Below are 20,778 nucleotides of genomic sequence, written 5' to 3' on the forward strand. Positions count from 1 at the left end.
GTTCAAACAGCTTGTAGGTAGTCTTTTAGATATTTAAAAAAATATACAGAGAAAGCAGATAAGTGACGAATCTACCTACTTCTGTTGTAACAAAAGAAAGAAGTATTAGCCGTGAATATGACGGCTTGAAAATAGTATGTATTGATTTGGAAAAATTATTCAAGGGGGAAGAGAAGAATGGCATCGATAGTGAATAGTGTATGTGAAATAATTCGGTTAATGAGTGAAACGAAAGTAGAACGCATCCAAATCACATACGAAATTGGCGATATCATAGAGCAGAAATGCAGACGTTGTTATAACAATCGTTCAGATAATGCTTGTTTTAGTATTAGTGTTTGTAAAAACTGCCCGACTGGTCAAGAATTACGTCAGTTGGATAGATATTTTGATACACAACCGAAAGAGCACGGTGGAAAACGAAAAGACAAACCCATCGGACTTACTCCGGAGCGTGTGCGCGAATTGAATCAACAAGGCATTCCAGATAAAGATATTAGCATTATGTATGATCGTAGTCCTTCTTATGTCGGGAAAATGAAAAAGGAATGGAAGCAAGCTGGTATATGGAGAGGACCAACAATAATGCGGGAAATCAACCGGTGTCGCCAGTAGGTCCAGTAATACCAGTAGGTCCGGTGTTCCCTGTCAATCCCGTATTCCCAGTTGGCCCGATTGATCCGGTCGGTCCAGTAGCACCTGTTGAACAGTGGGACCTGTAGGGAATTGAAAGGGTTGCATAGGTGAAAGTGTCGGCCAAATCGAACACGGATTTAATGCAGTAGAAGATAAAAACTCGTCCAATATAATTCACCTCTAAAAGTTCGTATTACTAATAGTAAATGCAATGATAGAGCAAAGTGTAATGGACAAGCGGTTGTATTTAGGAAATTTAATAAAAACGCTATTTTAATAGCAAGAAGGGAGGGGTGGCTTTGATTAAAATACTTGAATTATTCGGAGGAATCGGAGCGCCAAGAAAGGCACTTGTTAATTTAGGGATAGATCATAAAGCAATTGATTATGTAGAATGGCAAACGTGAAATATGACTTTGTATGGATTCCACGTTATGGCGGTAATAAGCCAGCATATCCTTGTGATATTTGGCAGTACACGGAAACAGGAAATGTACCCGGTATCGGTAAATGTGATTTGAATTATCTTGTGGGTAGCAAGTCATTAGCTTGGTTTAAGAACCAATCACAAACTACTGAAAAGGTAAAAGAACAACCGCAACAAGATAATGAGAAAGTTGAAGGAATCGCAACTTCAAAATACGCAGATGGTTATGGCGTGAATTTATATGAGAATCCTGCTGATTCGCAATACACAGGAAATATCACGAAAAAAATCCCGTATCTTATTTTTAAAGGATATTGGGGTGGCGGTGATAAGGATATGATTTGTTTAGGTAGCGAGAAGCAGTGGGCGAAATTAGAGCATTTTGATGTGCAATGGTTCTGCGCCTACTCTAAATATCCTCCAGGATACGGAATTGCAGTTCATAGCGAACCTGAGTGTACGAATCATATTGATAACATCGATGGTACGGTTCCTTATCGTGTTTGGGGTAAACACTTAGATGCTATTGATATAGGTGGTAATCGATGGATTAAAGCGGAGCATGTAACGATTAAGTAATGTAAAAAGAGCCGTCCTGTTGGGCGGCTTTTTTCTTATTTATTCTCCAAATGTTTCTTTATTCATATTTAATTCACCGTTTTTTATCATTTCTTCTCCATAGATATTTTCCATTAGCTTTTGATGATCTTCTTGCTTCTTACGTTCTCCATCTTCTGGAGTCTCCTTAGTTTTCTCTATGGCGTTTTGTTCCGCCTGTTTTCTATAGTACTCATTTATTTCATCATATTTCATCGGTAAACCTTTTTCAAAAAGTGTACGGTGCACTTTTTATAATTTTATCGAATCATACTTTGCGGTCTATGACAACAACTCTGTCACTACCCCCATACACTGGAATCTAAAACATTTGTAAAAAATAGCATAGTTGTTACAAAACCTATATCGTTACCAATAAAAAACCTTGAAAGGCAAGCCAATCAAGGTCTCTAAATTTTTTTAAATGTCTAATAAAGTATTCACACCTACATTATTTTCTAATAATTCGGTTAGCGATGGTGCAATTTTCACTGCCTCCTCAATATCCAAATCTGCGAATCTGTTATAGTATATTCCAAAACCATCTTTACCCTGTAGATAGATTAATGCACCGCCTCCTTCATCATCACCAATTGCGAGTGAATTCGGGAGATATTTCTGCACTTCATAAGCTTCATTCATTTCAATGCACCCCGAAGCTCCCCAAATTCGAATATAAATTTGGTCGTTAACATTAATTTCAATGTCTGAAGCTAGCTGAATTATTTCTATATATTCTGTAGGTACATCTATTGTTGAAAAATCCTGAAGCGCTTTAATTTCTTCTTCTTTCGAAGGAGATTTTTTGGCATCAATTCTATACACACTACTGATATTATCTAATCTGTTCATTAATAATCAATCCTTTCATATTTAACTCCTAGTTTATCTAGCATCTTGTATTGTTGTTCAAGAACTTGGCTAGTAGTATCACGTGAAAAACCAGCTTTAGTTAAATCACCCACCATGAATTGCATTTCTTCTTGTAAAGTAGTACTCCATTTCCCTACCCCTGAAGCCACCCGTTCATTTCGTCTCGCAGTTTGAGCATTAGTAATGATTGTATGTGGTAGTCCTTTTCCAGTCTCGACAGTTATTGTTGGAGCAAGTTTCGAATCATACCCATACTGACTGAAATTATTTTTTGCCCATTCTTGTTGTAATCCATGATGAGATTGTAATCGCCCACCATTTGGCCCATCTCCTTTTGGCTTAGGTAAGGAATCTTTATGTGTTTTATTAAAATGAACATAATTAATTTCACCCGTACTGTTTGTCCCAGCAGTGACTTTTTTAGCTGTATTTGCAGCCTCAGTAGCCTTAGCAGTCATTTTAACTCCTTTTCCTACTTTAGCTATCTTTCCAAAGGGTGTAAGGCCGGCTACAGCCATGACACCTGCCCCAGCACGATCCCACCCCGAAAGTTTTTCGCCAGTAGATGGATCAATACCATCCCAAACACGACGAACATCATATTCACCACTTATTTCACCCGCTATATCCCTAGCAAGTTTTTTACCATCAAATCCTTGTTCCTCCGAAGAAGGTTTACCACACATTGCACCTTCTTCCATTGTAACATCTTGATTATCTGTATTGCGGAATTTTTCGGCAATTCGTCTCAAATCTTCTTCTACTTGTATAATTGAATTGATAGATGTAAAAGCTTTTGGTTTCGCATCATTGAACATGTGAATGAACTGTTGATTAGAGGCACCAATCCATTGAAAACACAAACGATCTATTTCATTACATAAATTATTATGTATAGATTCTAATGCGATTCTGGTATTACTTGCACGATTAGCAACTTCTTCTAGCATTTCAGGTGTTACTTTGATTTGAACCATTTTCTTCCTCCCATTCCCAATTAAAATTATGGGGTAAGAAGAAAAAAATGTAAATATCTAATTTAAAGATAAACGTAACCTATGTATATGTGAAATAACAAAAGAAACCGGCTCATAAGAGTCGGTTTTTTGTTTTATCTTTTTGACGCTCTATATCCAGCAGCTTGTGCTTCAGCTGCTGAACAAAACGTTTCTTCAGCATTTGTTTTATCATAGAACTGTTGACCAGGCATATGATAATTTTGGAGGAGGTGAGTTAGGATGCGGAAATGATGAAAGAAACTATTTTCGAAAAAACGCCCACCCTACATTGTTCGTGAGGAACAATGCAGGGTGGGCTAAACTGATAGGATCTGTGAAAATTGTGCCAAATTATGCATGGAAAAGGTATTGAAAGAGATGAATAGTACTCTTTACATCTTATTCCATATATAACAAAGCTGGTTAGCTTCTGATTTAAGCGCTATTAAATGATCATTATTAATAGAGTTATTCGTATACATTCTGTTCTTTTGGATGTTAAGAACCGTATAATTCACATCGTTATGTTCATTTGAAAATGTCGATTCGTTTAATAATGTCAGCGTTGAGTTGATGTTGTATTTATCAATTCGCTCTTTTTTTCCTTTGAAAAACAGTTTGATAAGATGCGGCTCATCATTAATGAGCAAACCGAGTTCAGGTGATGAGCGGACGATTAAATCATCTGATATCCAATGTGATTTACCTGGATCGAACCAAGAGACGTCTTTGTTTTTAATAAATTTTTTGTACTGTTTTATGACATCAATGTAGTTTTGCTTTTTCTTCTGATCAACCGTTTGCACTAATGTTTCGAAACATTCAAAAGGTAGTTCGTTTTGATGAAATTTAATAACAGTGTCTCGTAATTGTTTCCAGTAATCAAAAGCTGGTTGGTATTCCGGTTGAGATTTTAGATTTTTCACAAAGTTTGTTTTAGCTGCACTACTTTTCAGTGTGAAATCTAAAAATTGTGTAAGTCCTACTTTAATTTCTGCCATATTACACCCCCTTTTCAAACATTACTAATTCGATAATGGAAAGGAAAATCCTGCATTTTTTAAGGCGGTAAGCTAGATGCTAGAAAACCCGATGTCCATGCACAATGGCTATGGTAAAGCTGATTCGCAAGAACAAGAGGGAATTATTACAACTTCTATCGATATCGAAAAGTTACAAGATGTCATAAGTCGAGCGGTAGTGATTTTGCAGGAGTGTCCAGAAGATGCTGAACTTGATGATTTAAATGGGAGCATTAATGAAGCGTTGGAATTGTTACAAAAGTATTTGGGGCAATAAAAAAGGACGAGCAGTCGTACCTGCTGTCCTTTATAGGAGGAAAATTATTCTGGACTAGAACTACGAATAACCAGAAAACGCGCTTTTAACCAGTGTTGTCAAAGATGTAATAATCTGTGCAACATAAAAGCTTAGTCGGAATTCAAAACACCAAAATGGCTTGCGTTGGTAAACAGGCTCAAAAGTAGTATATGCAAAATGAAAAATTCCATACAAAAAGCAGACAACAATTTTGGTTGTCTGCCTGTGAGTTGAATGAGTTAGCTAATTGTGATAAATTGCTTTCCCATTACAAGAAGAGTGAAGCTGCTAGTTCAAACAGCTTGTAGGTAGTGTTTTCGATATCTAAAAAAATATACAGAGAAAGCAGATAGGTGAAGAACCTGCCTGCTTACTACTGTAACAAAAGAAAGAAGTACTAGCCGTGGATACGACGACTTGAAAATAGTATGTATTTTTATTTAAAAAATATTCAAGAGGTGAAGAAACATGGAGTGTTTGATAAATGGTGTCTATGAAATAGATAATGATTTTTTTGGTCCAATAAACTTTGCTAATGTTGTAGCTGTTTCATCCATAATTCAATTGAGTGCAGGGGATTTAGTCGAGATTTTTGCACAAAGTAGCGTAGCTGGAGTTATTAGTAATGTAGAAGATAGTACGCATTTTGAAGCTGCAAGATTCCCGTCTCCAAAAGTATAAGTGGTATGAAACCTTGTAAGTAATTTAATATCAGGACATTCCAAAATTTATACTCATCCTGAACAAGAACGGATAATTTATTTGTAGTGCATGAAGTATTTTAACGGTGTACAAGCTGTTTTGAAAGTGCTGGATAAATGAACTATGTACTGTTAAATAGTGTCTGATGTTTGTAAACGAAACAGTCGAAGAAGAGTAGCGGTGTATGCAAAAAGAAATGCATGATGTTTAGGTAAAGAAAGCTTACTAGTTAGGGGATCTTACCGATTTAGTTTATGAAAAAAGGCCCTGTTGTCTCCAACAGGGCCTTTCCTAAAATGGAAAAGAGTAACTCTTACCTTACTCCTTGTCCATAGAATACACAAAAATTATACGTTTGTACGGGTCAATAATTTACAATAATAATATTTGAATATAATGCTTATAGGTAATTATAAAGGATGGAAAAGTATTTGTTATAGATTAAGTGTTGATTTTAAAGTGTTTTAAAGAGAATGTTTACAACTCAACGATAATAAAGGAATATTGAAATAATAAAATACGAAATATTGCATATCTCACTTAACAATATAATCTATTCAATAATAATAAAATCGTACAGATGAGTTTTTTCTGAAAATCCGAGTTGATGAAACTAGATAATTTGTATTACTGATTTAACCAGAATATTACATGAGTGCTTTGTTTTTAAAAGTTATACTTTCTCTTCGCTCTGCCTTATGGTGGAGCATTTTTATTTTTGTAATCGCAATAACCTGTCCAAACTTTTCAAGTCTAGCATACATATTATGCAGTAGTAGATTAGAAAGGAGCACTATATATGTCTTGTTATTACTACTGTAAGAATTGTGAGAGTTACCAAAAGAAAAATCATGATTGCTGTAAAAAAAGAAGTGATTATTATAATAAGTGCGGTAAAAGATGTGATGACTGTTCTTGCGATCATAAGGAGAATAACCTTGTAAGAGCATCTGCTTTTAGAGCTGTAAATACAGTTAATCAAAACCTTCCAGCTAATACTTTTGTTAAAGTATTATTTCAAAATGAACAATTTGATTTAGCGAACGAATATAACCCAGCAACATCAGATTTTACTCCGAAGACTAGAGGAGTTTATTCCGTAATTGGGACGATTGGTTTCTTTCCGAACGATACAAATTTAAATTATAGAGCGCGTGTAGAAGTTCGAGTGAATGGAAATGCGGCAATTGCTATAGATAACGACTTTTTTGGGCCGATAAATTTCGGTAATGTCGTAAGTGTTTCAACAATACTTCAATTACATGCAGGTGATATTGTCGAGATTTTTGCACAAAGTAGTATAGATGGGGTTATTAGTAGTACAGAAGACGGTTCTCATTTTGAGGCTGCAAGATTCCCATCTCCAATTGTATAAATATTAAAAAGGAAAAAAATTTATTAACTCTGCTTTTCGGTGGAGTTTTTTAATTTCATAATAGCAATAGCTCGTCCAAACTTTTTAAATTTATTTTGCATAGTATACAACAATAGATTTAGAAAGGGGATATAAATATGTCTTATTATTATTGTAAGCATTGCAATGGCTATAAAAAGACAAAGCATACTTGTTGTAAGAAGAGTACAGATTATTACGATAAGTGTTGTGATAATGAGAAAGATAAACTTGTAAGGGCATCTGCTTTTAGAGCGGTTAGTACAGTAGATCAAAATGTCACTGCAAATACTTTTGTTAAAGTATTATTCCAAAATGAACAGTTTGATTTAGCGAATGAATATAATCCAGTAACATCAGATTTTATTCCGAAGACTAGAGGGGTTTATTCTATTATTGGTACAATCAGCTTTGCACCTAATGATAGTAATACGAATTATAGAGCGCGTGTAGAAATTCGGGTAAATGATAATCCAGCTATAGCGATAGATAATGACTTTTTTGGTCCACCCAATTTTGCAAATGTCGTAGCTGTTTCAACAATACTTCAATTACATGCAGGAGATGTAGTTGAAATTTTTGCTGAGAGTGATGTAGATGGACTGATTATACAAAATGATCCAGGATTTATTAGTACGCATTTTGAAGCTGCAAGATTCCCATCTCCAATAAAATAAAAGACATGTTTGTGATTTATGGACTATTTTTTTAAAAAAGGCCCTACCTTATGGTAGGGCCTTTTAGTTAAAGGTGTTAAATTGGTAATATATTAAAATAAGTTCATAAACACTTGATAAGCAACACCTAGAGTTAATATGATAGCTAACAGTTTTGCTACCCATCTAGGTGCATTTAAATTTAGTAAAAGGGAATGACATATACTAAATGTAATGCCGAGTGTTAAAAGAATTGCGATAAGATATAAAATTAATAGGAATAAAGGTTGCTCTATGGAGCCGAATTCAATTTTGGATGGATTCATGTAATATGTACCTCGTTTTTTATTAATATATTAATGAAATAATGAAGAATATAAGGAATTGGAAGAGTAATGTAATAAATACTATAAAAGTAAATTTGAAGTTATGGATGGAGTAGATAAAATAATCTTTGAAAGACTATTCAAAGCCAACATTTGTTTAAGTTTAATATACAAGAACGAACGTTCTTGGTATACTGGAAAATAAAAAAGGTGCGTTTACATGACACATTTTAGTAATATAATTGAAAAACTAGATGAAATGATTTACAAACCTAATAATCTATTAATTACTAAACGAAAAGAAGAAAAGCAAAATTCAGAATATGCAGGAGGGGTATTCCAGCTAAATAATAGAAGCATCCGATTTAGGGTATCAAAAATTACGCCTAATAAGATTGGACAATTTGTTTCTTTTTGGGAGAAGAATGCCTCCATGAGCAATCAGGCATTTTCTTATGATTCAGCTCCTAACCTTTTAGTTATCACTTGTATAGCGGATAATAACCTAGGACAATTTATTTTTCCAAAAGAGATTCTTCTAAAAGAAAAAATATTAAAAACTCAAAATCAAAAAGGGAAAATGGCTATGAGGGTTTACCCTATTTGGGATAAACCTATTAGTAATCAAGCTAAGAAGAGTCAATTGTGGCAACTTCATTATTTTGTCGATTTAAGTGATACTGAAAATGTAGCTACAGATAAATTATTAAACTTATATTCATAGCACATAATAAGAAAAAATTGAAATATTCAATGTTCGTTCAAATGATATTTGGAAATATTAACAGGGTAAGCCGTTAAGTAAAGAATAAAAAAGGAGCATACAAATAAAGTATGCTCAAAAAAAGATAGGTTTTATGAGTGGAGAATCTCCATACGATAATATATGCGCATTTCATTAATATGTGTAAAATATCAATAAAATATCAACAGAATATCAATTAATGAGTTATTTTAGTTTTTTAATGAAGTCATGTTTTGTGAAATGAAAAAGAGCCGTTTCTTTTGAAAGATGCGGCTCTTTTTATTATTTTGTTATCGTACTGTTCGAAATGATAAATCATAAAATTATACGATTAACAATTTGATAATGATTGGACTTCAGTTATATATTTCTTGAAGTCTGGATATTGAGATACAGTTTGGCAGGTAGTGGTGAGTAGTTGATTAATTAAAGATACATTTGTAATTACTTCGTTACAAGGGCCATAGAATGTAACTTTTAGCTTTGAATTCGGGGGAACTTTGAATACGATAGGGATTTTTTTCATTAAATAAACTCCTTACATAACAGAGGTTATATGTTTATTTCCTTTTAATTAGGAAGACATATTAATATAATATGTAATTTTTATTGTAGTTGATTATTACATATACTGTATGAGTTGATGTAATTTCTATTACGTATCAAAATAGTGTTGTGAAAAAATATATATCATGTTTATAAAAAGCTTAAAAACAGCTTAAAAACAGACTAATATGAGGGGATAAGCGTTAATTAACTTGTCTCTATATAATAAATTGTAAAAAGGCAGCTTTTTTTAGCTGCCTTTTTACAGGGAGATTGAAAAATCTTGGAGGTCATTCATGAGTATAAGCAAAAATTGCTTATATGTAGTATGTACATTATTTATAGTTTTATTCCAATATTTAGTATGAAATAAACGCAAGTTTATCGTTTACAAATGCAAAAAAAGAAGGACTTATTTATTATGGATAAAAAGAAATTATTTAGTTTTAAAAAATGATGAAAATATATTTATTTGTCTTATAGAAGCTTGCTATTAGGCGTATGGGTCTAGCAATAAAACAAGCTTTGAATAAGATAATAAAAAGGAGTTGATTAGTAATGGGTTATATTGTAGATATTTCGAAATGGAATGGAAATATTAATTGGGATATTGCAGCGTCTCAGCTAGATTTAGTTATTGCTAGAGTTCAAGATGGTTCGAATACGGTCGATTTTATGTATCAAGGTTATGTGAAAGAAATGAAGAAACGTAGTATCCCATTTGGGAATTATGCATTTTGCCGTTTTATATCTATTTCAGATGCAAAAAAAGAAGCGCAAGATTTTTGGAATCGTGGCGATAAAAACGCTAAATTTTGGGTGGCAGATGTAGAAGTTCAAACAATGGTAGATATGCAAGGCGGGACTCAAGCATTTATTGATGAATTACGCCGATTAGGTGCAAAAAAAATTGGTTTATATGTAGGACATCACACGTATGTATCATTTGGAGCTCGCAATATTGATGCTGATTTTATTTGGATTCCTCGTTATGGAGGGAATAAACCAGCATATCCTTGTGATATTTGGCAATATACTGATTCAGGAAATGTTCCTGGTATTGGAAAATGTGATTTGAATCAATTGATTGGGAATAAAAATCTTTCTTGGTTTATAGGTTCAAATCAAACAAATCAATCTAGTATTGGAGACAGTAAGCGACCAAATGGAATTGGTATTGCAGTTTCAAAATATGATGATGGATACGGAATTAATTTATATGAAAATCCTGCGAATCCGCAATTTATAGGAAGACTTACGAAAAAAATCCCATATTTAATCTACAAAGGTTATTGGGGAGGTGGCGAAAAAGATATGATTTGTTTAGGTGGTGAACAACAGTGGGCTAAGTTAGAACATTTTAATGTACAATGGTTTTATGCATATTCAAAGTACACACCTGGATATGAAATTAGAACGTACGATGGGCCAAACGGGAATGATACAGGTGCGGTCGATGGGAAGGTCCCTTATCGTATTTGGAATCGTCAAGATGGATATATAGATATAGGTGGGAACAAATGGATCAAAGAAGAACATGTGCAGATTAAATGATGTTAAAAAGTCGGCTTTATGCCGGATTTTTTATTTAATAAAGCTTGTCTCTGGCATGAAGAGAAATACTTGCAGAAAACACATTGATTTCACAATAGCGCTGTATAGTTCCTAATATACATTTATCAAAGTGAGGTATTAGAATTGAAAAAGAAAAAGCTATTTATGGGAACTATTATTGCATGTGTGGCGCTAACATTGTCTGCGTGTGGTTCCTCAGAAAATGTTGCAACATCAAAAGTAGGAAACGTGACAGAGAAAGAGTTAAGTAAAGAATTAAGGCAAACATATGGAAAAAGTACTTTATCTCAAATGATGTTAAATAAGGCATTGCTAGATAAATATAAAGTTTCAGATGAAGAAGCTAAAAAACAAGTAGAAGCAGCGAAGGAACAAATGGGTGACAAGTTTAAAGTGGCTTTAGAGCAAGTAGGATTAAAGAATGAAGATGAATTAAAAGAGAGAATGAAGCCAGAAATTGCACTTGAGAAAGCGATTAGAGCGACTGTCACAGATAAAGATGTGAAAGATAACCATAAACCTGAAATGAAGGTAAGTCACATTTTAGTGAAAGATGAAAAAACTGCGAAAGAAGTAAAAGAGAAAATAAATAATGGTGAAGATTTTACTGCTTTAGCGAAACAGTATTCGGAAGATACTGGTTCAAAGGAACAGGGCGGAGAAATAGCTGGTTTTGCTCCTGGTCAAACTGTGAAAGAGTTTGAGGAAGCTGCGTATAAATTAGATGCAGGACAAGTAAGTGAGCCAATAAAAACATCTTATGGTTATCATATAATAAAAGTGACGGATAAAAAAGAATTGAAACCATTTGATGAAGTAAAAGATACGATTCGAAAAGATTTAGAACAACAAAGACTGCAAGATGCGACAGGTAAATGGAAACAACAAGTAATCAATGATCTATTGAAAGAAGCAGATATTAAAGTAACAGATAAAGAATTTAAAGATACATTTAAATTCTTAGATGAGAAATAAGGTTTAGAAGAAAAACAGAGATTTAGCATAATGCTATATTTCTGTTTTTTTGTTTTCAATAGAAAAGGGAACTCATATAGAGTTCCCTTTTCGCGTTAGTGTGTGAGTTATAAATAGATAGTAAGACAATACAATATTACATTTAAATATTAAGAATTACAATAGGAAAATTTGGATGTAGATAAAAGGAATAAGCAATTAAATTCGCAAAATGTTGAAATGATAATGTTTTAGTTAATTAATTTTGTTAAATATAAACTAAATATATTTTCTTGGAGAGTGAATTGAGGACATAATTTAAAGAATGGTACATATCATATTTATTGGAGTATAAATTAACTTTATAGGAAGTGACATGTTGAACATTTAGTACAAAAAGATGTTCTTAATGATGATAAGAATTATTTATCCCGCTATTTGTGGGAGTCTTACTGCTCGTAAAACCCCCACTGATTATTAGCCTTCACTTTATTAAAATAGGATGAATATTTTTATATTTACTAGATTATTAAATTAATTTGGGGGAGAATATATGAAAGTGATTTTTAAGAGAGAAGGCGGAGGGAAAATTTTTGAATCATCTAATGAAAATATAAGCGTTCTATTAGCTGTATTAAAAGAAACAAAAGGGATAAAGATTGGGATGGTTGAGTATGAAGTATTAGAATATAAACTGGAATATTATCGGAATCCGAAAAAAACAGAAACAGAGAGAGAATTACATATTATAATGCAACCCAAGCATATTCAATAAAGAAAGTGAAAAATTGATGAGTGTGAATCTTACTGCCTGCAAATAGCAGGATAAATGGTAGTAATTGTCGATATGTATGAAACTTATGAGGAATGAATTGTTTTACATCATAAGTTTCTAAAGCTTTGTGAGTTCGTTCATAATAAAAGTGTATGCTTTTGTTGAAGGATGGTTAATGAGATGTAGCTGAAATTTGTATTACAGAAAGAACGTTAGTTAGGATAGAAAAGTAAAATTAGAAATATAATTAGTTCAATAAAAGTGACTTCACATTAGGTGGAGTCGCTTTTATTGTTGCTACACGTATTCTATGATGCGATAGGAAGTGCAAAGAAATTTGATTAATAAAAGGGAGTAATAAATGAGTATGAATAAACTTCATATATTAAAGTTGCATTTTGTTTGAAAAATTTACATGTTGCACTTCCGTAAGAACGTTAGTTCGTGTATAATTAGAACGAATGTTCTTTCGAAGTGGAGATGTCTACAAATTCATAAATAGTTTTGAATTGGAAAGCTACGCTACGTATAAATAAGAGATGGATAAAGAATGAAGCGATAAGGCTTCTAACCGCAAGGGCTGCGGAGATAGCCTAATAAATTAGAGTTCGATAGAACTCTTTACTTAGGAATCCCCCACTTCTAAACGAAGTGAAAGTGGGGTAGTTCAAGAATGGATAGATATAGAAAATTGAGGAGTAAAGAAAATGAATTATGTAAAGATACAGGAAAAAGGAAGAGAGTGGGTTCCATTTACAGTAATGTCGGAACAATTATTAAGTATGAGAAAAATTATTGGAGAGAAATTAAAAGTCCAAAGGCCACTAATAACGAATGAAGCGAAAGAAAGCATTTCAGACAAATTATTAACTTCATTATTGTCTGAAAAAGAGATGTTAGTGACCTATTTTGAAGAAGGATACATACTTACGAGTTATATGACAGTGGTTCATATAAATCCAATTCAACAAATTGTAAAATGTACAGATGCATTTTATAAAACATATATATTTGCTGCAAGGGACATAATTGATGTAACTTAAAAGAAGCTGAATTTTGAAGTTTAGCTTCTTTAATTTATCTAGCTATTTGCGGGCAATTAGATTTACACCTCAAAATTCGGCTGTGAGTCAGGATACCTGTAAAAACCTAATTTTTTGAAGAGGTGAAGAACTAAATGAAAAAGCAGCTAGATGGAAGCTAGCTGCTTAGTCCCAGGGAAAGGGAGAAAAAGATTGGTACTCAAAAAATCGACGATAGCTGTGTATCAGCCTAAGTATAGTATAGACAAATTTAAAAATGTTATACAAAAATGATTACAGAGCTGTTTAGGCCGTACCAACTTGGTTTTGATCTGCTAGATCAGAATCAAATGTATTAGTCGCGCTAACCCCACTAAAAGTGTTCACTACGAAGCCAACGTTAGATGCGCCAGAGCCGTTATAAGCTTTCGTATTCTCTTTTGGAGAAACATTGTAGAAATCACCTAAGTTGAAAGATCCGTTACTATTTTGTACAACTAAATTCCCAACAACTGAGGGCATAATTTTCACCTACTTTATAAGTAATTGTTTGCATTACTATATGAAGGTACAGTCTAATTGGTTCATTTGACAAATATTCCGGAATAGAAAAATGTTTGAAGCTTTGTTTAATCAATCGAGCAAAAAGTATGTTAAAATTAATGAAGAGCTGAATTTTAAAAAGAACAAATTTGAATAATTAATATATATGGAATTAAAGGAGGCAAAATGTAATGGATAATGTTATAAAAACAGTGGATTTAACAGATGCAGAATCAAGTAAACTTGTTGCTTTTATTTATAGTAATGATGTCACATTGATCGAAAAAGCATTTTGTCCTAATGAAATAAAATTAAAGTTTAATGAAATAGCAATTTTATCGGCAATTAAAACCGCATATATTACGAAAGTATCTATAAGGAAAGAACTTGAAGCGATTTTTCACGATACAGGCGTTTTATTAGTAAAGCAAAATGTTGAAAGGAATAGTATTCAATCTATAACAATGCATTTTGAGCAATTTAAAAAGTTGCAAAATGAGATTGAGAATCTAAATAAAAGTATGTTATAAGACTAGGTGGAAATTTATTGATAGAGGTGGGCTCTGTTAAGTTGAAAAAGTGGATTGAAAAGTATTTGGATAAATCGAACCGTAAACATAAATATACTTTCATTAAGGTGTAACCTATATTTATCGATGTGAGAAATGTAGGGAATAGAAGATACAATTTAAAAATAATAACGATACAAACAAAAAGAGTAACTATGATGGTTACTCTTTTTGTTTGTAATATGTAATATCAAAATACTTCTAAAGTATGAAATGAATTGATACTTAAGTGAGAAGTTGAATAAGAATAAAAAGAGTAATATTAATGGAAAGGAGGAGATGAAGTTGGAGCGAAACGACATTGGGAAACTTGTAATTATTACTGGAGTAACGCAAGGGTTAGGACGTGCAATGGTTGATAGGTTTCATGAATTGGGGTGGAACATAGCAGGGTGTGGACGCTCAAAAAATAAAATTGAAGAGCTTAATAAATATTACGGTGCTTCACATGATTTTCAAATAATTGATGTTTCAAATCATCACCAAGTTAGTAAATGGGCAAGTCGTATTCTTAATAAGTATAGGGCTCCCGATATGTTAATAAATAATGCATCGATTGTTAATCAAAATGCACCTCTATGGAAAGTTACTGCACAAGAATTTGAAAGTGTAATGAGTGTAAATGTGAACGGGGTAGTAAATGTCATTAGGGCGTTCGTCCCGGCGATGATAGCTAGGAAAGAAGGAATTATTATTAACATGAGCTCTAGTTGGGGAAGAGAAGGCGAGGCTGAACTTGCACCATATTGTGCCTCGAAGTTTGCTGTTGAAGGTATCACGCAGTCAATGGCAATGGAACTACCAAATGGTATGGCAGTAGTTGCTTTAGATCCAGGTGGCAGTATTAGCACTCCAATGCTTCACTTATGTGCACCTCAATATGTAAAAGAATCTCCTACACCTGAAATGTGGTCACATAAAGCAATTCATTATATATTAAATATATCAATAGATAAAAACGGTGAGTCATTGACATGTCCGGCATACATTCATTGAGAAACTCCTTGTCAAAAAGAGCGCCTGAAAGGTGCTCTTTTGTATTATTAGTGCATTATGTGATGCACAAAATTACATATGAAAAATAGAATAATGAATTAAAGGTGATATTTGTTTGTTTTGAATGTACTAGAAAATTTAAATATAGGTGATGGGAAATGAACCTACGCGATTTAGAATTGACAGGTGCCTGGTTTCAAGTAGGAGGAAATCTTATAGCAGCAATTGGAACAACTAGAGGGTTTGCAGGGGAAGAAAAGATTGAGTCGGATCTCGTTATTGTAGGGAGTTCATTACAAGCTCTCGGATATATATTACAAATTATAGCAACTAATGATGCGAAAGATGAAGATAAATGTGAGAAGCAAGAGGTAACTATAGATAATAAAAATAAAGCGCTAGCGAAAACGGGGATTGAGTTATTAGCTTTAGGTAATATTTCAAATGTAATAGGAACGTATTTTAATCTCAATGAACAAATGAAAGAAAATGATTTCCTTATAATTACTGGAAATAGTTTGCAATCAATTGGCGCTTTTTTAGGAGTAGAAGTAGCATTGAATGAGATAAATGGAATACAGTGGATTATCGTATTAGGGAATTCAATGCAAAGTTTAGGTGCGGGATTACAAGCATATGAAGGTATTAAAAATATACCAAAAGAAGAAAAGGGAAAAGAAGACAGTAATATAGATAAAGAAGATCAACGTATAATAGGGCTAATAGGTATTTGGATACAGGCAATAGGTACTGTAATTTCAGCAATTGGATTAACCGAAATAGTAGAGGAACAACGATTGGAATCTAAGAAAAGGTGATGAAATACTCATTTCAATGAAGTTTGGAGTATTTCAATTTTAGAAGTAGGACAAGATGGATGTGTTAATTGTTTTTGTAGGCTTTTTCATATAGGCGTAGAATATACATATAAACGAACAGGTGAAAATAACTTGTTAACGTTAGTGAGAGGCTTCTCATTTAGTTATACTATTATATGTGATTTTTGTAATGATGAGTTCTTATATACGCTTTTAGAAATAACATGATTTCATAGGTTTGATAGTGTAGGAGATGGATAGGGAAGAAGCGAAAAATAAACATTAAGGAGTTTTTCAGACATGATGTACTTATTAGCAATTTTACTTCCGCCGGTAGCTGTTTTATTTTGCGGAAAGCCGTTTCAAGCGATTATTAATTTCATTTTAACCTTAATTTTTTGGGTTCCAGGAGCGATACACGCAGTTCTTGTCGTACATGATAAAAAAGCCGACAGGCGACTTAAAAAACAAGTTCAAGCGTATGATGAAATTAATAAAAGAAATAGAAGGTAAATTGCGATTGACATACAAAAAAGAAAGGGGATTTGATTCGCCTTTCTTTTTTGTATGCCAATCAAGTTTAAATTTTAGTATAGCGGTAAGAATTTTTAATATAAGTATTATGATAATAACTTTTAGAGTGTGCGTTTAATAAACCGGTGTAAATGCTTTCTGGCACATTAAAGAAATCATACATACCATTCTTTAGTTGAATACGTAAAATCATAGAAAAAGGATTATAGCCAACAGCAACTAATTTTTTTGAAATAACGGGAGATAGCTTCATCATTACGCAACTCCTTATTTTTCATTTTAGATGGTTTCTTGTAGAGAAGGGGATTGTCGTGTTGAAATCCTAATAATTAAAGGAGTATTATACTTATATGCAATATATTAAATGTTTGTTATACGTAATTATAAGGAAGTTCACACGAAGTACATATCGTTGTGCTATTTTTATTTCACCTTTGATTTATAAATAAGAAAATATTGACCATTTGAAAAAAAGGTATATTATTTATACGAGGTATTAAAAATTCACTTCTTACATTCTATGCTTTAAGGGGCAGTATTATTAGAAAAAATAGAAGTGAAAATAGTTTGTATAAGAAGTATTCTAAAATGTATAATCTGTGAATTGGGAAAATATTGAATGCTCCAGGTCAATATACTTTCTTGATTAAATGTATTTGGGAAAGTGACCTCAATATTTTCAAGTAAATCAACGGGAGAATTGAAAGGCAGGAGAAAGTAACATGTCAGAAAATTATCGTTCTCGAGAGGAGCGACGACAAGTTCAAAAGAAAAAACAGCCAGCTTCTAAAAAAACAAAACCAAAAGGTAAAACATCGTTTTTTCGTAAATTTTTAATCAGTTGTTTACTACTTGGTATTGTAGGTTTAGTGGCAGGGGTTGCTACCTTTTTCGTAATGATTAAGGATGCACCAAAACTTGAGAAAGCAAAACTTGTTAATCCGTTATCCTCAAAAATTTATGATAAAGACGGGAATTTGGTATATGAATATGGGAAAGAAAAGCGGACGAATGTTACGTATGATCAAATCCCAAAATTAGTAGAAAATGCATTTTTAGCAACAGAAGATTCGCGTTTTTATGAGCATAGCGGAGTAGACTTTAAGGGTACTGCACGTGCAGTTTTAGTTAGTCTTAAGGGAGATTATGGCTCTCAAGGTGGTAGTACGATAACGCAGCAAGTTATTAAAAACTACTTCTTATCGATGGAAAAAACGTCAAAACGTAAGGTTCAGGAAATATATTTAGCGTATAAGCTAGAACAACAATATTCAAAACATGAAATATTAGAGATGTATTTAAATAAAATTAATTTAGGAAACCGTTCATATGGAATTGCAACAGCAGCACAAAACTACTACGGTAAAGAATTGAAAGATTTAACATTACCAGAAGTTGCGATGCTAGCTGGCTTACCAAAAGCACCGAATAACTATGACCCAACGAAAAAAGAAAATGTTCAAAGGGCAACAGAAAGAAGAAATACTGTACTAAACTTAATGAATAGACATGGTTATATTACAAAGGCAGAAATGGAAGAAGCATCGAAAGTACCAGTGGATAAAAATATTAAGAGTGCAGCTGAACTACAAGCGATGCCATATACTGCATTTATGGATGCAGTAGTTAAAGAAGTAGAAAAAGAAATACCAGATGTTAATATTGGATCTGATGGTTTAGAAATTTATACAACATTGGATCCAAAAGCACAGAAATTAGCTGATAATATTTTGAATACAAATATTATAAATTATCCAAATGATAAATTCCAAGGTGCTTTCACATTTATGGATACGAAAACTGGAGAAGTTCGCGCTATAGGTAGTGGGCGCGGTGAAAATAAAGCAGTATTTAAAGGGCATAATATGGCGATTGAATTAGATCGTGCAGCTGGTTCAACTATGAAGCCAATCTTTGATTATGCACCGGCTATTGAATATTTAAAATGGGCTACGTATCATCAAATCGATGACTCTCCATTTAAATATTCAACTGGACAAGAACTTCGAAATGCGGACAGAAGTCATTTAGGCCCAATTACTATGCGTGAAGCGTTAAAAATGTCACGTAACGTTCCAGCAGTTAAAACAGCTAAAGAGGTAGGTATTAGTAAATCGAAAGAGTTCTCTGAGAAATTAGGTATTACATTTAATGTAGCACCGACAGAATCAACAGCGATCGGTACAAATGAAGCGTCACCAACTGAAATTGCAGGTGCTTATGCGGCATTTGGGAATGACGGTAAGTATACGAAGCCGCATTTTGTTAAGAAAGTAGTTTATCCAGACGGCAAGTCACAAAGTTTTGGACAAAAACCAAAATCAGTTATGGCGGATTCTACAGCATATATGATTACTGATATGCTTCGTTCTGTAGTTACATCAGGTACTGGTACATCGGCAAATGTGGCCTCTTTAGATGTAGCTGGTAAAACAGGTACAACTAACTATTCTTCAAAACAACTAGCACAATATGGAATTCCAGAAAGTGCAACTCGTGATAGTTGGTTTGCAGGATATACACCGCAATATACGATGGCAGTATGGACTGGATATACGAAAGATGGTAAAGACGAGTATATTAGTAGTAAAAATACGAAAATTGCACAGTTGATCTTTAAAGAAATGATGAGCGAGATGGCTACAGATAAATCACGCTTTAAAATGCCAAGTAGTGTTATTCAAGAAGGTAGTGAATTGCGTATAAAAGGTGAAAAACGTGATTCATCTCCAAATACGAGCGTACCGGATACAACGGAACAACCAAAACAAGATCAACAGCAAAAAACTGAAGAAGAGAAAAATCAAGAGGAATTAAAGAAACAGGAAGAACTTAAGAAACAAGAAGAGCAAAAGAAACAAGATGAACTTAAGAAGCAAGAAGAGCTTAAGAAGCAAGAAGAGCAAAAGAAGCAAGATGAATTAAATAAGCAAAATGAACAAAATAATGGTGGAGGCCAAGGAAATACAACACCACCGAACAATGGTGGAGGCCAAGGAAATACAACACCACCGAACAATGGTGGAGGCCAAGGAAATACAACACCACCGAACAATGGTGGAGGCCAAGGAAATACAACACCACCAAACAATGGTGGAGGTCAAGGGAATACAACGCCACCGAACAACGGTGGGGATCAAGGAAATACTACCCCACCGACTAACGGTGGAGGAGGCCAAGGGAATACAACTCCAACGCCACCAGCAACAACGCCACCAACTACTGGCGGGAACACAGGAGAAGTCCCTGCCAATAATGGACAATAAGTAATGTATATAAAAGCACCAAAGGTACCGATAAAACGGTTCCTTTGGTGCTTTTTATATTATAAAGGTTAATATTATTTTCAAATGTTAAAAGTACCATAGAAATTTTGAAAGTAAATTGATGGGAAATGATAAAAAATTTGAGTTGGTGGTATTGGATAACTAGGGCCATAAAAAGTAGTACTACTCGGGTGTGTACCATGATGCCAAAATGAAGGGGTGACTTGGTCAGTCGATTGATATTGTTGCCAAGTGGCAGGAAGTTCGATGCCAACATCAGAACTAGCTGTATGAACGGCAGGAACATGTATTGAGGGAGCTGCTGGGACAACGGCGGTTATTCTTGGTGATACCCACATGAAAATGATCACTCCTAAGTTTCAATGATAAAGTAGTATATTCTTTTAATGCTTATAAAGGTACATATAGATAGGATTTTCGGTTAAAACATACGTACAAAGTCGTAAGACCAATGTGAATTGATGGTGGACCATTTATTACGAAAAG

23 protein-coding genes and 5 pseudogenes are annotated in these 20,778 nt (G+C 33.5%); 17 read left to right on the forward strand and 11 right to left on the reverse strand.

Going from position 1 to position 20,778, the window contains the following annotated elements; genetic code table 11:
- Window positions 1-177: 177 nt before the first annotated feature.
- Window positions 178-615, forward strand: a complete 438-nt coding sequence (locus MKY90_RS11485) for a hypothetical protein (RefSeq protein ID WP_235711965.1) — start codon at window positions 178-180, stop codon at window positions 613-615.
- A 132-nt stretch (window positions 616-747) separates the two neighbouring features.
- Here the strand turns inward: MKY90_RS11485 and MKY90_RS30410 are convergent.
- Window positions 748-804 (reverse strand): annotated as a pseudogene (locus MKY90_RS30410) (exosporium leader peptide-containing protein); the annotation flags it as partial.
- A 131-nt stretch (window positions 805-935) separates the two neighbouring features.
- Here MKY90_RS30410 and MKY90_RS11490 point away from each other — a divergent pair.
- Together MKY90_RS11490 and MKY90_RS11495 are read left to right on the forward strand one after the other, a co-directional pair.
- Window positions 936-1,031: pseudogene (locus tag MKY90_RS11490) on the forward strand (DNA (cytosine-5-)-methyltransferase); the annotation flags it as partial.
- A 5-nt stretch (window positions 1,032-1,036) separates the two neighbouring features.
- A pseudogene (locus MKY90_RS11495) lies at window positions 1,037-1,642 on the forward strand (N-acetylmuramoyl-L-alanine amidase); the annotation flags it as partial.
- A gap of 39 nt (window positions 1,643-1,681) precedes the next feature.
- Here the strand turns inward: MKY90_RS11495 and MKY90_RS11500 are convergent.
- The 5 genes and pseudogenes from MKY90_RS11500 to MKY90_RS11515 all read right to left on the reverse strand — a co-directional run bounded on the left by MKY90_RS11500 (window position 1,682) and on the right by MKY90_RS11515 (window position 4,532).
- On the reverse strand, window positions 1,682-1,876 hold the full coding sequence (locus tag MKY90_RS11500) for a hypothetical protein (RefSeq protein ID WP_012260894.1): 195 nt from the start codon (window positions 1,874-1,876) through the stop codon (window positions 1,682-1,684).
- 204 nt (window positions 1,877-2,080) lie between these two features.
- Window positions 2,081-2,512, reverse strand: coding sequence for an SMI1/KNR4 family protein (locus tag MKY90_RS11505; protein WP_033709048.1), 432 nt, complete (start codon window positions 2,510-2,512; stop codon window positions 2,081-2,083).
- Window positions 2,512-3,510, reverse strand: a complete 999-nt coding sequence (locus tag MKY90_RS11510) for a WXG100 family type VII secretion target (protein ID WP_341091380.1) — start codon at window positions 3,508-3,510, stop codon at window positions 2,512-2,514. The genes MKY90_RS11505 and MKY90_RS11510 overlap by 1 nt, the downstream gene beginning before the upstream one ends.
- A 134-nt stretch (window positions 3,511-3,644) precedes the next feature.
- Window positions 3,645-3,749: pseudogene (locus MKY90_RS30415) on the reverse strand (sunset domain-containing protein); the annotation flags it as partial.
- A gap of 174 nt (window positions 3,750-3,923) precedes the next feature.
- Entirely contained in the window at window positions 3,924-4,532 is a 609-nt protein-coding gene (locus MKY90_RS11515) for a hypothetical protein (RefSeq protein ID WP_098167750.1), read from the reverse strand.
- Window positions 4,533-4,608: 76 nt separating this feature from the next.
- On the opposite strand from MKY90_RS11515, the gene MKY90_RS11520 reads away from it, so the two are divergent.
- The 4 genes and pseudogenes from MKY90_RS11520 (at window position 4,609) to MKY90_RS11535 (ending at window position 7,623) form a co-directional block, all read left to right on the forward strand.
- Entirely contained in the window at window positions 4,609-4,830 is a 222-nt protein-coding gene (locus tag MKY90_RS11520) for a hypothetical protein (protein WP_040963065.1), read from the forward strand.
- Window positions 4,831-5,346: 516 nt separating this feature from the next.
- Window positions 5,347-5,532: pseudogene (locus MKY90_RS11525) on the forward strand (hypothetical protein); the annotation flags it as partial.
- A gap of 820 nt (window positions 5,533-6,352) precedes the next feature.
- A complete protein-coding gene (locus MKY90_RS11530; protein WP_002012631.1) occupies window positions 6,353-6,928 on the forward strand; it encodes a C1q-like domain-containing protein in 576 nt (191 codons plus the stop codon).
- 137 nt (window positions 6,929-7,065) lie between these two features.
- A complete protein-coding gene (locus MKY90_RS11535; protein WP_002065254.1) occupies window positions 7,066-7,623 on the forward strand; it encodes a hypothetical protein in 558 nt (185 codons plus the stop codon).
- Between the two features lie 92 nt (window positions 7,624-7,715).
- On the opposite strand, the gene MKY90_RS11540 is transcribed toward MKY90_RS11535, so the two are convergent.
- The gene (locus tag MKY90_RS11540; protein ID WP_063219591.1) at window positions 7,716-7,928 is read right to left on the reverse strand and encodes a hypothetical protein; all 213 of its coding nucleotides are present in this window, start codon (window positions 7,926-7,928) and stop codon (window positions 7,716-7,718) included.
- 220 nt (window positions 7,929-8,148) lie between these two features.
- Here MKY90_RS11540 and MKY90_RS11545 point away from each other — a divergent pair, with 220 nt between their 5' ends.
- Entirely contained in the window at window positions 8,149-8,652 is a 504-nt protein-coding gene (locus tag MKY90_RS11545) for a MepB family protein (RefSeq protein WP_063219590.1), read from the forward strand.
- A gap of 352 nt (window positions 8,653-9,004) precedes the next feature.
- Here the strand turns inward: MKY90_RS11545 and MKY90_RS11550 are convergent, their stop codons facing one another.
- Window positions 9,005-9,199: a hypothetical protein gene (locus MKY90_RS11550; protein WP_002141671.1), complete on the reverse strand. Its 195-nt coding sequence runs from the start codon at window positions 9,197-9,199 to the stop codon at window positions 9,005-9,007.
- Between the two features lie 578 nt (window positions 9,200-9,777).
- Here MKY90_RS11550 and MKY90_RS11555 point away from each other — a divergent pair.
- From MKY90_RS11555 to MKY90_RS11570, 4 genes are all read left to right on the forward strand, one after another.
- Window positions 9,778-10,773, forward strand: a complete 996-nt coding sequence (locus MKY90_RS11555) for a glycoside hydrolase family 25 protein (RefSeq protein WP_088292728.1) — start codon at window positions 9,778-9,780, stop codon at window positions 10,771-10,773.
- Window positions 10,774-10,917: 144 nt separating this feature from the next.
- On the forward strand, window positions 10,918-11,769 hold the full coding sequence (locus MKY90_RS11560; RefSeq protein WP_002031835.1) for a peptidylprolyl isomerase PrsA: 852 nt from the start codon (window positions 10,918-10,920) through the stop codon (window positions 11,767-11,769).
- Between the two features lie 532 nt (window positions 11,770-12,301).
- The gene (locus tag MKY90_RS11565; protein WP_002012623.1) at window positions 12,302-12,523 is read left to right on the forward strand and encodes a hypothetical protein; all 222 of its coding nucleotides are present in this window, start codon (window positions 12,302-12,304) and stop codon (window positions 12,521-12,523) included.
- A gap of 707 nt (window positions 12,524-13,230) precedes the next feature.
- Entirely contained in the window at window positions 13,231-13,566 is a 336-nt protein-coding gene (locus tag MKY90_RS11570) for a YolD-like family protein (protein WP_063219583.1), read from the forward strand.
- Between the two features lie 285 nt (window positions 13,567-13,851).
- Here MKY90_RS11570 and gerPF read toward each other — a convergent pair whose 3' ends face one another.
- Window positions 13,852-14,067 (reverse strand): spore germination protein GerPF, encoded by a 216-nt coding sequence (gerPF, locus tag MKY90_RS11575; protein WP_001141569.1) that lies wholly within the window; start codon window positions 14,065-14,067, stop codon window positions 13,852-13,854.
- Between the two features lie 212 nt (window positions 14,068-14,279).
- Here gerPF and MKY90_RS11580 point away from each other — a divergent pair, with 212 nt between their 5' ends.
- The 4 genes from MKY90_RS11580 to MKY90_RS11595 all read left to right on the forward strand — a co-directional run bounded on the left by MKY90_RS11580 (window position 14,280) and on the right by MKY90_RS11595 (window position 16,984).
- Complete coding sequence (locus MKY90_RS11580; protein ID WP_002012726.1) at window positions 14,280-14,618, forward strand: hypothetical protein; 339 nt, start codon at window positions 14,280-14,282, stop codon at window positions 14,616-14,618.
- Between the two features lie 324 nt (window positions 14,619-14,942).
- The gene (locus MKY90_RS11585) at window positions 14,943-15,653 is read left to right on the forward strand and encodes an SDR family oxidoreductase (protein WP_002085764.1); all 711 of its coding nucleotides are present in this window, start codon (window positions 14,943-14,945) and stop codon (window positions 15,651-15,653) included.
- 158 nt (window positions 15,654-15,811) lie between these two features.
- A complete protein-coding gene (locus MKY90_RS11590; protein WP_002035373.1) occupies window positions 15,812-16,471 on the forward strand; it encodes a DUF6944 family repetitive protein in 660 nt (219 codons plus the stop codon).
- Window positions 16,472-16,771: 300 nt separating this feature from the next.
- Complete coding sequence (locus MKY90_RS11595; RefSeq protein WP_002085763.1) at window positions 16,772-16,984, forward strand: YqaE/Pmp3 family membrane protein; 213 nt, start codon at window positions 16,772-16,774, stop codon at window positions 16,982-16,984.
- A 67-nt stretch (window positions 16,985-17,051) separates the two neighbouring features.
- On the opposite strand, the gene MKY90_RS11600 is transcribed toward MKY90_RS11595, so the two are convergent.
- Entirely contained in the window at window positions 17,052-17,261 is a 210-nt protein-coding gene (locus MKY90_RS11600; RefSeq protein ID WP_002085762.1) for a KTSC domain-containing protein, read from the reverse strand.
- Window positions 17,262-17,727: 466 nt separating this feature from the next.
- Here MKY90_RS11600 and MKY90_RS11605 point away from each other — a divergent pair, with 466 nt between their 5' ends.
- A complete protein-coding gene (locus tag MKY90_RS11605; protein ID WP_215598764.1) occupies window positions 17,728-20,271 on the forward strand; it encodes a transglycosylase domain-containing protein in 2,544 nt (847 codons plus the stop codon).
- Between the two features lie 80 nt (window positions 20,272-20,351).
- On the opposite strand, the gene MKY90_RS11610 is transcribed toward MKY90_RS11605, so the two are convergent.
- Complete coding sequence (locus tag MKY90_RS11610; RefSeq protein ID WP_085310934.1) at window positions 20,352-20,630, reverse strand: hypothetical protein; 279 nt, start codon at window positions 20,628-20,630, stop codon at window positions 20,352-20,354.
- Window positions 20,631-20,778: the final 148 nt, after the last annotated feature.

The organism is Bacillus sp. FSL P2-0099 (genome assembly GCF_038007445.1).
Lineage (GTDB): Bacteria > Bacillota > Bacilli > Bacillales > Bacillaceae_G > Bacillus_A > Bacillus_A mycoides.